This is a genomic window from Streptomyces sp. NPDC096193 (assembly GCF_040302905.1).
Taxonomy (GTDB): Bacteria; Actinomycetota; Actinomycetes; order Streptomycetales; family Streptomycetaceae; genus Streptomyces.
On sequence record NZ_JBEOSJ010000017.1, the window covers coordinates 106,150 to 121,304 of the forward strand.

Below are 15,155 nucleotides of genomic sequence, written 5' to 3' on the forward strand. Positions count from 1 at the left end.
AGGGCCCGGTGCGGCTCAGCCGGTGACCGGGTCCAGCATGCGGCTCCGCTCACCGTTCCAGGAGATCGCCAGCGCGTCGCGCGCCCGCGTACACGCCACGAAGAGTAGACAGTGCTCGGCCAGCAGATCCGAACGGTGCTGCAGGGCGTCTTCGTCGGCCGGCGTCACCTGCGGGGCGAACGGCAGCACGTTGGAGGTCACGCCGACGACGGCCACACAGCGGAACTCCAGCCCCTTCATGGCGTGCATCGTCGCCACGCGCACACCTGACACCTTCGGCCCCGGGTCGTCCTTGACCGCGACGGCGGGGATACCCTCCCGGCGCAGGCGGGCGATGACTGCGTCGACGAGTGTGTTGAAGCGGGCGCATACTGCCACTTCGGACGGCTTCACACCGTCCTGGTCGATCCAGGTGCGGATCTGCTCCACCAGCGCGCGCAGCTCGTCGTCCTGGTTGCCATGGCCGCGGGCCACCGGGACGCGGCCGTGCAGCTCGGAACGGTAGCCGCGCAGCGAGTCCCGGCCGCCGTCGTCCTCGTCGTCCTCACCGAGGCGGCCCACCGGCTGACCGTCCAGGAGAGACGCGGAATAGCGCAGAATCTCTTCCGTGCTGCGGTAGTTGAGGCGCAGCCGGGACGTCCGTCCCCGCACGTTGACCCCCAGGGACCGCAACGAGACCCGGGAGTCATAGATGCGCTGATGGGGATCGCCGACGAGGAACAGGTCATCCGCCCGCTCGGCCGCGGAGGCACGCAGCACCCGCCATTGGGCCGGGTGCAGGTCCTGTGCCTCGTCCACCACGACGTGTCGGTAGCGCGGCCCCTGCTCGGCCAGAATCCGGGCGGCCTGGTCGCACACCATGGTGTACGTCGCGGAGTCGCGGGAGGCCAGATCCCCCGTGAAACGCTCCATGACCCGCCACAGCCGGGCCCGTTGCACCCGCCCCACCTGTGTGCCGCGCCCTCTGCGCACACATCTCAGGTATTCCTCAGGCGTCCGCAGCCCCTGAGCCAGGACGACGTTGCGGAACTCCTGGGACAGGAAGCGTTCCGACCAGGGCAGGTCCTCGCGCGCGGCGGCTCGGGTCCAAGCGCTCCTCTCCGCTGCCGCCGACAGCGGTTTCGGCGAGCTGCCCCTGGCTTCCCGGAGTACCCGGGCGGCCAGCGAGTCCACCGTCGTGACGTCGACACGGTCGAGCAGATGCGCGTCGGCGTCGCCGAGCAGGAGAGCGAGGCTGTCCCGCAGGGCGGCCGCCATGGCGTTGGTGAAGGTGGTGAGCAGGATCCGGTCCCCCTCGCCCCCGGTGCGCAGCAGATGACGTACCCGGTGCAGGGCGACGACCGTCTTGCCGGTGCCAGGGCCGCCTGTCACCTGAGCCGGTCCGTTGAAGCCCGCGTGGTAGGCATACCGGCGCTGGGCAGGGTGCAAGAAGACGCGCCAGCGGATGAAGTCCTCGGTGAGGATCCGCTCCAGCTCACCGGGTCCGGTGACCTCCACGATGCGGTTGGGCGTGTTGAGGATCGCCTCGCTGATGGTGACGGCCGGCCGGTCCTCCGCCGTGCGGACCGTCTGACCTCGCGGGGCGATCAGTTGCTCCCACACATCCTCGGGGGAACAGTCGGCTGCCAAGTACTCCAGGACCTCGTACTGATCGGCAGGCATCATGGGGGGCGCCATGACCGTCAGATCGTCAGCGGTGACGCACACGCGCGCCAGTCGCATCACCTGCTCGTCGATGCCGAGGTCACGCAGCACGGTGTCGGAGTGGTGGGCGAACAGCCTGGCCGGGGTCCGGACCGCCTTCGTCTCGAAGTAGGTCTCCATCTGCTCGAGTGCCTCGACATTGCGAACCTCCAGGCCTCCGGTGGCGCCGTTCACAGAATAGGCGCGCTTGCAGGCCCAGTTGATCGCCTCGTCGTGGGGCGCCACTCTGAGGAGAGTGAACAACTCGCTGCCGTCGTCCGGGGCGAGGAGAACGCCCCGGTAGAACCTGGTGACCCGGATCGTGCGGATCCGGGGGTCGCGCGCCCGCTCGAGCTTCTCCAGATGCATTCCCTTGCTGGCATGGAGCTGCGGCACGGTCAGGCTCCGGAACATCTGGATCGTGTCGTTGACTTCCTTCTGGACAGGTCTCTGCAGGGAGATCAGATCCGCGACGAAGTCGTCGGAGAGAGCGAGACGGGGCATGGGAGTCCTCGGGTCGCGGATGGGTGGTGGACGCCCAGTGGGCAGGTACCAGCCTAGAGACTGACGGGACGCCGAGCGACGGACCCCTCGAATTTGTTGTGTGAACTGAGTCAACGAGCCTATATTTCTCATGCTGCCACACCACGGGTGCACATCCGTGCTCCAACGGCCCTGTCCGAAAGGACCCACCGCATGCCGGCCCAGCCTGCCCAGGCCGCTGTTCCGCATCCGCTCGACGAAGTTCCCCAGACGTTCCGTGCCGGGGACTCGTACGCGGTGCGTGACGCACTCGTGCACTACATCCGCCGGGATCTGCTGGGCCCCTGGGACGGTGAGACGGAAACGCTGCAGAGCGCCTCCTCCGGACCCCGTGACCGCTACCTGGTCGGCATGCTCGGTCCGCGCCCTCAGGCCGTCACCACGGACCGGATCGCCCGTGCGGCCGCACAGGGCGCGGACGGGGAGTCGGGTGATGAGCAGGAAGGTGACGACAGTGACCTGCAGGACCGGCTGAGTCCCCAGGCAGCCGGACACATCTGGGCGTCCTCCATGGGGCTGTCCTTCACCGCTCCGGCCTCGGTCGGCACGCTCAGCGCCACCGTCCGCTGGGGTCGCTACACCCAGTCGGAAGAAGCCACCGAGCGGGGGACGACGCGCAGGGTCTGGTCACGTGAGCCGGTCGAGCGTTTGGTGGACATCGACGTGACCGACGGGGCCGACCGCACCGTTCAACTCGACGGCGACACCGTCGTCCTCGACGTGCAGGTACGCCGGCACAGCGGCCGTAGGGGCGCCGAGGACCTGCGCATAGTCGAGCTGGCCCTGGTGAACCGGCAGCCGGACAGCGCGGACGCGCGCGACGCGCACTGGCTCTTCCAGACAGAGATCGACGTCACCGCCTTTCCCGACGACCAGGCGGCAGTCTTCCTGCCGGTGGACGACCCCCTCGACCCGGCGACCCACGAGAACGCGCCCGAGGACGCCGAGGAGCGGAGGCTGCGGTTGCTCTACCGGGACAGCCTCAGCCACGCCAAGGGCCGCAATGTCGCCGTTCACGCGCACGTCCGCGACGGAGAGCGCAACGCGCACCGGCTGACCACCGTCTGGCTTCCCGAGTACGACGTCAGGGCGACCACTGCGCCGACACTCGAGGAGCAGGACCTCCTCCAGGGGCTGGAGCTGGGCATGGACGAGCTGGCGGCGCTCGCCACGCCCGGCCGCCGATCCGAACTGAGCGCCGCTCTGGCCCCGTTGGCCGACGGGTACGGCACGTGGCTGGAGCAGCAGCGCCGCAGTGCCGCTTCACTCCCCGATGACCTGCGAGAAGCGGCCGAGACCGCGATCGAGCAGGCGCTCGAGGTCTGCGACCGCATCACCCTCGGCATCGACCGGCTCGTGGCCGACGAGACGGCCCTGCTGGCCTTCCGGTTCGCCAACCGGGCCATGGCCCTGCAGCGCCGCAACACGGCCATCGCGGCCTCCCGCACCGGCCGCGAGAACGATTCCCGGTCCTACCAGGAGGCCTACGACGAGGTACACGGGAAGGGCAAGGCGGCAGCCAGCTGGCGTCCGTTCCAGCTCGCCTTCGTCCTGCTGAACATCGACTCCCTCACGCAGCCCGGACACCCGCACCGTGGTACCGGCCGTGAAGCCCTCGTCGATCTGCTGTTCTTCCCGACCGGCGGTGGCAAGACCGAGGCATATCTCGGACTCGCCGCCTACACCTTCGCACTGAGGCGTCTCCAGGGCACTTTGGGCTCGGGTACGGAAGCCCGCAGCGGTGAGGCGGGTGTGGGCGTTCTCATGCGCTACACCCTGCGGCTGTTGACCGCTCAGCAGTTCCAGCGCGCCGCCGCCCTGGTGAGTGCCTGCGAGGTTTTGCGCCGCGAGGAGTTCGCGCGGGACCGGCGCTGGGGACCCACCCCCTTCCGGATCGGGCTCTGGGTGGGTACCTCCGTCTCACCGAACTGGTTCGACGAGGCCAAGGAACAGATCGCCGAAGCCAAGGAGAACGCCAGCGACAAGCACGCCCGCGTCCTGCAGGTCCTCACCTGCCCCTGGTGCGGCAGCGGGCTGACCGCCCGCTCGAACATGGAGTACGACGAGGGCCGCCGCAGGGTTCTGCTGTACTGCCCTCGCGGCGAGGGGGAGGACCGCTGCCCCTTCTCCCGTCGCGAAGCGCTCGGCGAAGGCGTCCCCGTGCTCACCGTCGACGAGGAGATCTACCGGCTGGCACCCTCACTGCTGATCGCCACGGTCGACAAGTTCGCCCAGCTTCCGTGGAACGGCTACTCCGGCCTGCTGTTCGGCAGGGTCACCGAGCTGTGCCCCCGCCACGGCTACCGCCACGAAGACCTGGACGCCAAGACCGGCTGCGGTGGCCGCCACAACGCCCGGGGCGACCTGCCCGGCGTCACCGCCCAGCCCGTCACTCGCCTGCGACCTCCGGACTTGATCATCCAGGACGAGCTTCACCTGATCTCCGGAGCCCTGGGTACCACCGTGGGCCTCTTCGAGGCGGCCGTCGACCAGTTGTGCACGTGGAGCTTCACCGACCCTCACGGAGGACGTCACGAAGTCGGCCCCAAGATCGTCGCCTCCACCGCGACCACGAAACGGGCCGCCGACCAGGTGCTCGGTGTCTTCGGCCGCAAGGTCGCCGTTTTCCCTCCCCAGGTGCTGGACGTCGGGGACACCTTCTTCTCCCGGCAGGTGGAACTGAGCCGGGAGGATCCCGGCCGCCGCTACCTCGGCGTATGTGCTCACGGCACCCGTCTCAAGGCCTCCGAGATTCGCGTCGCGGAGATCCTGCTGCTCTCGGCGCAACAGCTCTTCGACGACTACGGCTGGCCGGCCGACCCGTACATGACCCTCGTCGGCTACTTCAACGCGACGCGTGAACTCGCCGGCATGCGGCGGTACATGGACGACGACATCACCACGCGGGTGCGATCCAACGGCAGCCGCAAGGGCCAGGACACGCTGTCGGACCGCATCGTGAGCAGAGCCGGAATGCTCAGCATCCAGGAACTGACCTCCCGCATCTCCTCCTCCGACATCGGCGGGGCCCTGAAGCGGCTGGAGATCGAATTCGATCCCGAGCGGGACACCTCGGTGCGCAGGCTGGCCTTCCTCCGCGAGTACGCCGCCGCCATAAAGGACAAGCGCGAGCCCCGAGCGTCCATGACGCCCTTCGTTCGACAGGCTGTCGACGTCGTCCTCGCGACCTCGATGCTGCAGGTCGGTGTCGACGTCTCCCGCTTCGGCCTGATGCTCGTCGTGGGCCAGCCCAAGAACACCGCCGAGTACATCCAGGCGTCCTCGCGAGTCGGCCGCGATGCCGCCCGTCCGGGCCTGGTGGTGACCCTCTACAACTGGTCACGTCCCCGCGACCTCGCCCACTACGAGGACTTCGAGCACTACCACGCGACGTTCTACCGCCAGGTGGAAGCGCTGTCGGTGACCCCGTACACCCGGCGCGCGCTCGACCGTGGTGTCGCCGCCACCTATGTCGCCGCGCTGCGCCACGCGACCCACGACTCCTCCCGCAACCTCGACGCCCACCACGTCGACCTCGACGGACCGCTCGCCCAGGAGGTCGAACGGCGGCTTCTCGAACGCGCCGAGCGGGTCGGAGGCGACCGGCCCCGCCAGTACCTGAGTGAACGTCTGGACCGGCTCAAGGACGAATGGCGCCGCAAACGCGACGAGAGTAGTTCCGCCCTCGCCTACCGCAAGGAGAAGCACAAGACGACCGTCGTGAACGGCCTGCTGCGCCGGGCGGACGGATCCCGGTGGACCGAGCTGACCGTCGGCATGTCGATGCGCGAGACGGAGAACGAGATCAACCTGCTCCTCCCCGGCGGCGCCTTCCTGGAAGAACCCTCGGGCGACGGACCCGACTGGACGTTCGGCGCCTCCGGGACCGACTCCGGTACCGACCCGGACACGGCGAGCACCGTGGACAGCGACGAGTACGGACCCGTCACGGTCGGCACGGTAAGGAAGGCACAGCGATGAGCAGTCAGGGAAGCAACCGCAGGGTCGGCGCCGTACGGCCCAGCCACCTCATGTTCACCGCCGGGGTCGGCGCCCTCGTCGACCTGCCCAACTTTTCCGTCCTGATCCGGGGAATCGACTCCTGGAGTCACTCCGGTATCACCGAATACGACATCGATGAACCTCGGCTGCGCGCCGCCGTCAACCGGTCGCTCCAGCGCTATGGACGCGGCCAGGTCGAGCAGTTGCGTGCCGCTCCCTGGCTGGAGGGCGCCGACGCGGACCCGAAGGGCTGGGCGGCACAGGGGGTGGGAGTGCCCGTGACACCCTTCCCGCAGTGGATGCGCTGCACCGCGTGCAATGTGCTGGCCGCGATCGACTCGGGCGAGTTCGCCTTCGTCAACGCCAACCCACGGACACCGCACGAGGCGAAGTTCGTCCACGACTGCAAGCGGGGCAAGCCGCTGGCCGTGGCGGCCCGTTTCACCCTCGTGTGCACCGCCGGCCATCTCGACGAGTTCCCCTACACCGCGTACGTGCACCGTGGGCAGGCCTGCGGCAAGACACCGCGCCCGAAGCTGCGCATGAAGGACCATGGCGGCAACCAGGCCGCCAACGTCACCATCGAATGCGTCGCCTGCGGCGTGAAGCGCAACATCCGGGAAGCCATGGGCGAAAGAGGGCGCCGCAACCTTCCACGGTGCCGTGGACGGCATCCGCATCTCGGCACCTACGAGACGAACGGCTGCAACCAGGAGCCGGTCCTGATGGTGGCGGGCGCGTCCAACCAGTGGTTCCCGCTCACCCTCAGCGCCCTGGCACTGCCCAAGGCTCAGGGCGGAGACATCGGCAAGCTCCTGGACAACCACTGGCCCGACCTCGAACTGATCGAGGACCAAGGGCAGTTCGACTTCATGGCACGCATGCCCAAGTTCACCTTCCTCAAGGAGTTCGACGCCGACGCAGTGGTCGCGGCGATCACGGCCCGCAAGCTGGGAACCACCGGGCCGGCTCCCTCCGCCCCTGACGTCCAGGCCGACCTCTTCGGACCCGAATGGGACGCGCTCTCCGGTCCCGTTCCCACCCCCAGCGACGATTTCGCGCTCCGGCAGATGCCCGTGCCGGCCCGTCTGAGTGAGTTCTTCGCCGACATCAGGCAGGTCGAGCGGCTGCGTGAGGCACGAGCGCTGATCGGATTCAGCCGGCTCGACGCGCCCGACCCCGAATCACCGGAGATCGCCACGCGCGTCGAACTGTCCCGGGGGATCCGGAACTGGGTACCGGCCAGTGAGGTGCGCGGCGAGGGCGTCTTCCTGCGCGTGCGGGACGGCCTGATGGCCGAGTGGACCGCTCGTATGGAGAAATCACCGCATATGGAGGCGCACAGACAGGCGTACGCACGGTTCCGCGCCAACCGAAAGTCGGACCGCAAGACCAGCGACTTCGACCCCTACTACGGTTGGCCAAGGGCTCGGTACATCGCCCTGCACACCCTCTCCCACCTGCTGATCCGCACCATCGCCCTGGAGTGCGGCTACAACTCCGCCTCCCTCGCCGAACGGATCTACGCGGGGGACGAACAGAATCCGAGGACGGGCATCCTCATCTACACTGCCGTCCCGGACGCCGAGGGCACCCTGGGAGGTCTGGTGTCCCTGGCCGAAGAGCGGGAGTTCGACCGGATCGTGCGCCGGGCCCTGACCGACGCCCGCCACTGCTCCGCCGACCCGCTGTGCGCCGAGCGCCTGCCGCAGGACCCGGCCGACTTCCTCCACGGAGCCGCATGCCATGTCTGCCTCTTCGTGTCGGAAACCACGTGCGAACGCGGAAACCGGTTCCTGGACCGTCGGTTCCTCGTCCCGCTGACCGGTGACCGGGATCCGGTGCTGACGCCGGTCGCTCTGCTGCCGTGAGCCGACCCGCATTCGAGGGCGCTGCCGAGGCCGCCGTCGCGGCTCTCGGCCTCTCACGCAGCAAGGACCTCGCAGGCATGCTCGCCCAGGGACGCACCAGGGATCGGATCCTTACCGAGTTGGCGACGCCGGGAGTCAGCGCGGCTGTCGCGGCGCTCTACGACGCCATGGAGTCGGAGTCGGTGCCCGCCTCCGAGGCGGCTGCCTATGTGCGCGGCTACGTCGCCGCACGGCGGCAGGCCCGGGACACGGTCCGGGTCCGCACCGTGTGGAGCGGTCCCTCGACACCGGCGGTACCGGTGCGGGCGACCGCCCAAGTGCTGGTCGAGGTCATCAACGAGGCGCAGCACGAACTGCTGGCAATGACGTACGCGGCTCGTCCGTATCCCGCCCTGACCAGGGCCCTGACAGAGGCTGCGGGCAGGGGCGTCCAGACGCACGTCGTGGTCGAAACCGTGGCCGGCGCGGGCGGCCTGCTTTCGGGGAGCGAACCGGCCGAAGCGTTCGCGTCCGTGCCCGGACTGCGGCTGTGGGCCTGGGCTAGGGACCCTGCCGAACAGGGCCGCTCCCGCCAGCACGCCAAGCTGGCGGTCGCCGACCGTCGCACCCTCTTGCTCGGCAGCGCCAACCTGACCGAGTCCGCCGCTCGGCGCAACATCGAGGCGGGTGTGCTGGTGACCGGCGGTGAAGCACCGCGTCGTACGGCAGAGCACATTGTCGAAATGCAGCGTCTCGGCATACTCAGGCCTTTCCCGCCACATCACGCTCCCGGCTGACCACGGCAACAGTGCTCGCGGTCTGATCGAAGCCTCCCTATGTCCGTCGAGGCGTTGTAGAGCCGCGCCCTCTTCCTCACCTCCGGCGAGACCTCCGCTGATCGATGCCACAGCTGTGCGTCCACGATCAGCCAGCCGATCATGAGCGCGACGGACCCGACCATGGCGATCACGAGGCGCGGCACGCTCAGGGCCTCGGACAGGCTCCAGAGGGTGGAGTCCAGGGTGGCGATGGCCCCCGGTGGCGAGTGTGGCCGCCAGGGCTTTCGACAAGCCCGGCACCAAGCGCCACGGCCGGTTTGGCGCGGACCATACCAACGAGCACCCCCAGGTAACCGCGCGGCCCGCTGACGACGTAGGGGACACAGTTCCCTTCACGCCCACATACGGATCAACGGTGAAGCACCCTCGAATGTTCCCTGGGAGCGGCTCATACCGGGACTCTCCGGATGCTCGTGTGAGCGGGGCCCGGTGACGGCGCCTGTCGCGCGGTTCCCGGCACGATCAGGTAATCAGGAACGGTGAACAAGGACGCGACCGACCCCTTCGTGCATGTCCGGGGCGCCAGTGAGAACAACCTGCGGAACATCGACGTCGACGTTCCGCGGGACGCGATGGTCGCCTTCACCGGCGTCTCCGGTTCGGGCAAGTCCTCGCTCGCGTTCGGCACGCTCTACGCGGAGGCCCAGCGGCGCTACTTCGAGTCCGTAGCACCGTACGCCCGAAGGCTGTTGCAACAGGTCGGCGCACCGCACGTGCAGGAAATCACCGGACTGCCACCGGCCGTGGCCCTTCAGCAGCGACGCGGGTCGCCCAGCTCGCGCTCGACGGTCGGCACCATCACGACACTGTCCAATCTGCTGCGCATGCTGTACTCCCGGGCCGGCACCTATCCGCCCGGGGCCGCACGGCTGGAAGCCGAGTCGTTCTCACCCAACACCGCGGCCGGCGCCTGCCCGAAGTGCCACGGACTGGGCGTCGTGCACGACGTCGCCGAGGACCTGCTCGTCCCGGACCCCTCGCTGAGCATCCGCGAGGGGGCGATCGCCGCCTGGCCGGGCGCCTGGCAGGGCGCCAACCTGCGCAGTGTCGTGAAAGGCCTGGGGATCGACATCGACCGACCGTGGCGCAGGCTCAGGAAGAAGGACCGGGACTGGCTGCTTTACACGGACGAGCAGCCCTCCGTGTACATCGAGCCGGAGGAGGACCGCGTCGACTACGGCTACCAGGGCAAGTTCTGGAGCGCCCGCAAGCACGTCATGCACGTCCTCGCCGACTCCAAGAGCGAGAAGATGCGCGAACGGGCGCTCCGGTTCGTCAGGAGTGTGCCCTGCCCCGAGTGTCACGGCAGCGGACTGCGGCCCGAGGCGCTCGCCGTGACCTTCGCCGGACGTTCCATCGCCGAGATCAACGCGATGCCGCTCACCGAGGTCGTGGCGCTGCTGCGGCCCGTCGCCGGGCGGTCCGAGGCCGACGCCACCACGTCGACCGCCCGATCCGGGGAGACGACCGAGGTCGCGGTCCGGATCTGCGGCGATCTGGTCGCGCGGATCGACGTACTGCTCGACCTGGGCCTCGGATATCTCAGCCTCGGGCGCCGCTCGACGACCCTGTCGCCCGGCGAGGCGCAGCGCCTGCGGATCGCCACCCAGCTGCGCTCGGGGCTGTTCGGCGTCGTCTACGTCCTCGACGAACCCTCCGCGGGCCTGCACCCGGCTGACGCGGAACCGCTGCTGGACGTGCTGGACCGCCTCAAGGCGGCGGGCAACTCGCTGTTCGTCGTGGAGCACGACATGGACGTTGTACGGCGGGCGGACTGGGTGGTCGACATCGGCCCCGGCGCGGGCGAGGGCGGCGGACGCGTGCTGTACAGCGGCCCGGTCGCCGGTCTTGAGCGGGTCGGTGAGTCGGCCACGAGTCAGTACCTGTTCGGGCGCGCCCAGCCGCTCGATCACCGCCCGCGCACACCGCACGGCTGGCTGCACCTGAGCGGCGTCTCCCGCCACAATCTGCACGACGTGTCCGTCGACGTACCGCTCTGCGTACTGACGGCGGTGACGGGCGTGTCCGGTTCCGGAAAGTCGACGCTGGTGACGCAGGTACTCGCCGAGGTCGTCCGCGGCCACCTCGGACTCGTACCCGAGGAGCCCGACGAGGCGCACCTGGAGGTCGACGTCCAGGACGCGTCGGGGGTCGAGTCGTTCGACCGCCTGGTCCGGGTCGACCAACGGCCCATCGGCCGAACTCCCCGGTCCAACCTGGCCACGTACACAGGGCTGTTCGACGCGGTGCGCAAGCTGTACGCGGCAACGGACGCGGCCAGGGCGCGCGGCTACTCGGCCGGACGGTTCTCCTTCAACGTGCCCGAAGGGCGGTGCGAGACCTGCCAGGGCGAAGGGTTCGTCGCGGTGGAACTGCTGTTCCTGCCCGGCACCTACGCGCCGTGCCCAACCTGCCAGGGCGCCCGGTACAACGCCGAAACGCTGGAAGTCACCTACCACGGCAAGAACATCGCGGAAGTGCTGGCGCTGTCCGTCGACGCCGCCGCCAAATTCCTGTCCGACGTCCCGGCCGCCTCCCGCAGTCTGGAGACGTTGCGCGAGGTGGGACTGGGGTACCTGCGGCTGGGCCAGCCCGCGACGGAACTCAGCGGTGGTGAGGCGCAACGCATCAAACTGGCCACCGAACTGCAGCGAGCCCGCCGCGGGCACGCGCTCTACCTGCTCGACGAGCCGACGGCGGGGCTGCACCCCTCGGACATCGCGCTGCTGCTGCGACAGCTGCACCGGCTCGTCGACGCCGGCAACACGGTCGTCCTCGTCGAGCACGACCTGGACACGATCGCCACCGCCGACTGGGTCATCGACCTCGGGCCGGGCGGCGGTGACGCGGGCGGGCGGGTGGTCGCGGCGGGCCCGCCGGCCAAGGTGGCGAGGGCCCGCCGCAGCGCCACCGCGCCCTATCTCGCGGCCCGGCTCGCGCGCTCCTGACGACGGTGCGAGGGGCTGAGTACCGGTCAGCCGGGTTCGGGGCGCAGGGTCGCGCGCGTCGCCATGCCGCGTTCCAGCTGGTGGCGGATATCGCTCGCGAGGTGTCCCGTCCGGGCCCATTCCACGATGAGTTCGGCGACGTGGCGCATCTCGATGTCGGTGTGCTGGGAGATCTCCCGCAGGACGTCCCGGCCGTCCTCGGCGCGCAGGTCGGCCAGCGTGGCGACGATGCCGATCGCCCTGATTGCGGGCCCCGGCCGCATGCTGGTGCGGTGCCAGGCGCCGTTCCGCTGCCATCGGCGGAACAGGTCGTAGACCCGGCCCCACGGCCCGTACTCGACGGGCATGTCCCGCCACGGAACACCGGAACCGTATGCCGTCGATCAACTGCCGCCGAGGCCAGACAGGCGGCCGCCCCTCCTGGCACCCTTCGGCAACAACGGCTCCACCACCGCCCACTGCTCGTCCGCGAGATCTCCCCGCCCCATGAACCGTGATCATTCACAGCCCAAGATCCATTTTCGATACACGGCCCAGTTGCGCCCGGAACCTGCGGTGCACCGCGTTCGGTTGAGGGACGTGCCCGTGGGTGAAGGAGCGCAGGAACATGCCCAGGGTGGGGGCCCGCACCCTGGGCAAGGCGACCCGTAGGCCCGGCAGTCCCGCAGCGTCCGCCGTTCGGCGCCGGCGTGCTGCGGCGTCCGGCGGTGCTGATCGTGACCGCCGCCGGGGAGTGGAATCCCCACGGCATCGAGCCGGTCATCCTGAAAGCGCTCATCGTAGTTATGACGACCACCACCACATGGGCGTGCCGGCATTCGACGCGGCTGCGCGACGCTACGGACCGGCAGCCGTACGGAGGCGACCACCCCGGCTGACCGGCCCGTGGGGTGGAGAGCGGGCCCAGCTTCGAGGGCCTTGGAGGAAGCTGGGGTCGGCCAGCACGGTGTCTGACGAGGTCATGCCCATCTCTTGGTGTGAGAGCCGCGCCGGCCGTGCCCCCACGGTCCATCGACCTGGACGTGGGCGATGGACATCGCCCGACAGCTCGCCGCCGTCGAACGCTCTCGACGCCGAACGGGCCGGCCGGAAGCGCGACGGCGGGAAAGCCGACCGCGCCCACAGGCACGGCGCCCTGACGCACATCCGGCAGACCGGCGCCGACGTCCCCTTTGCCGTAACGGAGGCCGTCTGCACTTGTGCTCGGAGGCCTAGCGAGCCCGCCGCCTTTCCTCCCGCCGGGAGCAGGCAGGGTGTGGCCCACATCCGGAACATGGAAATGTCAGATTTCACTCGGCCTCTGCTGAGGCGCATGCACCATGACGCGCATCAGCCCGCCACCCCCACACGCACGACGCACCCTTCGGTACCTGTCTCAGGGCCCACGCCAGGCAGTTGCAAAGCTTCAGAAAAAAGGACGGCTCATGGACTGCAACACCTTCCTCGACACCATCACCCGGCGCGCCCCTGTCCCCCCGGAGAAGGCGGAGCCCCTCACCCGCGCGACCCTGGAAACTCCTGCCAACCGCTTCACCAGGGGGGTGAGGAGGAGGACCCCGCGTCCGAACTGCCCAAGCCGCTGAAGGAACCGCTGGTCTCCCGCACTCCGGGGGCCGAGCCCTTCGGACTCGAGGAGTTCATCAATCGGGTGAGCAGGCGAGCGGTGAGCCCGGACGAGGCCCGCGAGGGCGTACGGGCGGAGCTGAGCACCCCGAAGGACGCGGTCAGTGAGGACGAGTTCCGCCACGTAATGTCCCAGGTCGCCTGGGACTTCGAGGCTCTCGTCGGCGACCCGGGCCGGAAGGAGCCATCACCGACGAGGTCGGCGCCATCATCGAAGAGACGGAACCGGCCGTTCTCACTGCGGCCACCGTCACCCTGGTCGAGGGGCCGGCGTTCTGTGTCTCGGGCACCTCGGGCGACATGGAGGCCGAGGTGCCGCAGGGGCCGTTCTTCCGCGACGTGCGGGTCGTCTCCGACTGGCAGATCCGGGTGGACGGCCACCGGCCGCACCACCTCACCGTGCTTTCCCACGACCCCACAGCACCACGTTCGCCTTCTGCGTCCCGCCGCACGGTGCGCAGAGCGAACTCCTGTCGGAACGTCGGCGCTACGCCGGCGAGGGGATGCGCGAGGACCTCGGGTTGCGCAAGCTCAGACGCGTCCGATGCGGACCCGGACTCGGCATGAAATCGCCGGAGGATCGCATGACACAACCGACAGTTCCCTCAGACGGCGCACCCGTGGACATCGAAGGCGGGGCGCAGCGGCCGTTCTCCGAGCACGCGGCCATGGCCAGAGCGTATCCCGGAGGCAGGATGACCGTGGGCGCCATCACGCCCCTGGAGGGCTTCGACGGGCCCCTGCCGTCCCTGGCCGGGCACATCGAGCGGATCCAGCAGGCCGAGCGGGCCGGCTTCGCCTCGGTGTGGGTCCGTGACGTGCCGCTGCTGGACCCGAGTTTCGGGGACGCCGGGCAGGTCTTCGACCCGTGGGTGTACCTGGGGCAGCTCACCGCTCGCACCACCTCGATCACCCTGGGGACCGCCAGCATCGTCATGCCGCTGCGGCATCCGTTGCACACCGCCAAGGCGGCGGCCTCGGTGGACCAGTTGTCAGGCGGACGGCTCCTGCTCGGGGTGGCCACCGGTGACCGGCCCGTGGAGTTCCCGGCCTTCGGTCAGGACCCGGACGGCCGGGCCGAGAGGTTCCGGCAGTCGCTGGAGTATTTCCGCGTCGTCCTCGAGCACCGTTTCCCGCAGGTGGACTCGCCCCTCGGCCGGATGCGCGGCACCGATCTGCTGCCCAAGCCGGTGTACCGGCGGATCCCCGTACTGATGACGGGACGTGGCAGGCAGGACGTCCGGTGGATCGCCGACCACGCGGACGGCTGGCTGTACTACACCCCGCCGCTCCAGCAGCAGGCCGAGAACATCGCACGGTGGCGGGACCTGACCCGAGGCGACGACGGTGGGTTCAAGCCGTACGCCCAGGCCACCTATCTGGACCTGACCGAGGACCCGCTGGCCCTGCCCCGGCGCATCCACCAGGGCTTCTCGGTGGGCCGGGAGTCGTTCCTGGCGATGATGCGGACCTGGCAGGACATCGGCATCGACCAGCTGATGATCAACTTCAAGCACAGCCGCCGCCCGGTCGCCGAGGTGATCGACGAACTGGCCGAGCACGTGCTGCCGCACTTCCCGCCCGGGCGCACCGGGGCGCGCGGCGAACACCGGCCCGTGGGGCGGACCGGGTCCTGAGGAAGGACGACCCCCGGCGCCCTGGGTGAC

8 protein-coding genes and 3 pseudogenes are annotated in these 15,155 nt (G+C 69.5%); 8 read left to right on the forward strand and 3 right to left on the reverse strand.

What is annotated here, in order from left to right; all coding sequences use genetic code 11:
• Positions 1–15 precede the first annotated feature (15 nt).
• The gene (locus tag ABTX78_RS23935; RefSeq protein WP_352208833.1) at positions 16–2,187 is read right to left on the reverse strand and encodes a UvrD-helicase domain-containing protein; all 2,172 of its coding nucleotides are present in this window, start codon (positions 2,185–2,187) and stop codon (positions 16–18) included.
• A 192-nt stretch (positions 2,188–2,379) separates the two neighbouring features.
• Between ABTX78_RS23935 and drmA the strand changes: the two genes are divergently transcribed.
• The 3 genes from drmA to drmC are packed head-to-tail and all read left to right on the forward strand — an operon-like array spanning position 2,380 to position 8,875.
• Complete coding sequence (gene drmA, locus ABTX78_RS23940) at positions 2,380–6,207, forward strand: DISARM system helicase DrmA (RefSeq protein WP_352208834.1); 3,828 nt, start codon at positions 2,380–2,382, stop codon at positions 6,205–6,207.
• The gene (gene drmB / locus ABTX78_RS23945) at positions 6,204–8,099 is read left to right on the forward strand and encodes a DrmB family protein (RefSeq protein ID WP_352208835.1); all 1,896 of its coding nucleotides are present in this window, start codon (positions 6,204–6,206) and stop codon (positions 8,097–8,099) included. The genes drmA and drmB overlap by 4 nt, the downstream gene beginning before the upstream one ends.
• Positions 8,096–8,875, forward strand: a complete 780-nt coding sequence (drmC, locus tag ABTX78_RS23950; RefSeq protein WP_352208836.1) for a DISARM system phospholipase D-like protein DrmC — start codon at positions 8,096–8,098, stop codon at positions 8,873–8,875. Before drmB ends, drmC begins: the two co-directional genes overlap by 4 nt.
• A gap of 44 nt (positions 8,876–8,919) precedes the next feature.
• On the opposite strand, the pseudogene ABTX78_RS23955 reads toward drmC, so the two are convergent.
• Positions 8,920–9,233 (reverse strand): annotated as a pseudogene (locus ABTX78_RS23955) (hypothetical protein); the annotation flags it as partial.
• 163 nt (positions 9,234–9,396) lie between these two features.
• On the opposite strand from ABTX78_RS23955, the gene uvrA reads away from it, so the two are divergent.
• Entirely contained in the window at positions 9,397–11,865 is a 2,469-nt protein-coding gene (gene uvrA, locus ABTX78_RS23960) for an excinuclease ABC subunit UvrA (RefSeq protein ID WP_352208837.1), read from the forward strand.
• A 275-nt stretch (positions 11,866–12,140) separates the two neighbouring features.
• Here uvrA and ABTX78_RS36185 read toward each other — a convergent pair.
• Positions 12,141–12,353: pseudogene (locus ABTX78_RS36185) on the reverse strand (transposase); the annotation flags it as partial.
• Positions 12,354–12,572: 219 nt separating this feature from the next.
• Between ABTX78_RS36185 and ABTX78_RS23970 the strand changes: the two are divergent.
• The 4 genes and pseudogenes from ABTX78_RS23970 to ABTX78_RS23985 all read left to right on the forward strand — a co-directional run bounded on the left by ABTX78_RS23970 (position 12,573) and on the right by ABTX78_RS23985 (position 15,125).
• Positions 12,573–12,743, forward strand: coding sequence for a hypothetical protein (locus tag ABTX78_RS23970; RefSeq protein WP_352208838.1), 171 nt, complete (start codon positions 12,573–12,575; stop codon positions 12,741–12,743).
• A gap of 434 nt (positions 12,744–13,177) precedes the next feature.
• Positions 13,178–13,585: pseudogene (locus tag ABTX78_RS23975) on the forward strand (DUF2267 domain-containing protein); the annotation flags it as partial.
• A 158-nt stretch (positions 13,586–13,743) separates the two neighbouring features.
• Positions 13,744–14,055 (forward strand): glycogen debranching N-terminal domain-containing protein, encoded by a 312-nt coding sequence (locus ABTX78_RS23980; RefSeq protein ID WP_352208897.1) that lies wholly within the window; start codon positions 13,744–13,746, stop codon positions 14,053–14,055.
• Between the two features lie 17 nt (positions 14,056–14,072).
• Entirely contained in the window at positions 14,073–15,125 is a 1,053-nt protein-coding gene (locus ABTX78_RS23985) for an LLM class oxidoreductase (protein ID WP_352208839.1), read from the forward strand.
• Positions 15,126–15,155 lie beyond the last annotated feature (30 nt).

Coding starts and splice junctions, on each gene's coding strand:
- ABTX78_RS23935 (WP_352208833.1), bottom strand. CDS start 2,187: ATGCCCCGTCTCGCTCTCTCCGACGACTTCGTCGCGGATCTGATCTCC.
- drmB (WP_352208835.1), top strand. CDS start 6,204: ATGAGCAGTCAGGGAAGCAACCGCAGGGTCGGCGCCGTACGGCCCAGC.
- drmA (WP_352208834.1), top strand. CDS start 2,380: ATGCCGGCCCAGCCTGCCCAGGCCGCTGTTCCGCATCCGCTCGACGAA.
- ABTX78_RS23985 (WP_352208839.1), top strand. CDS start 14,073: ATGACACAACCGACAGTTCCCTCAGACGGCGCACCCGTGGACATCGAA.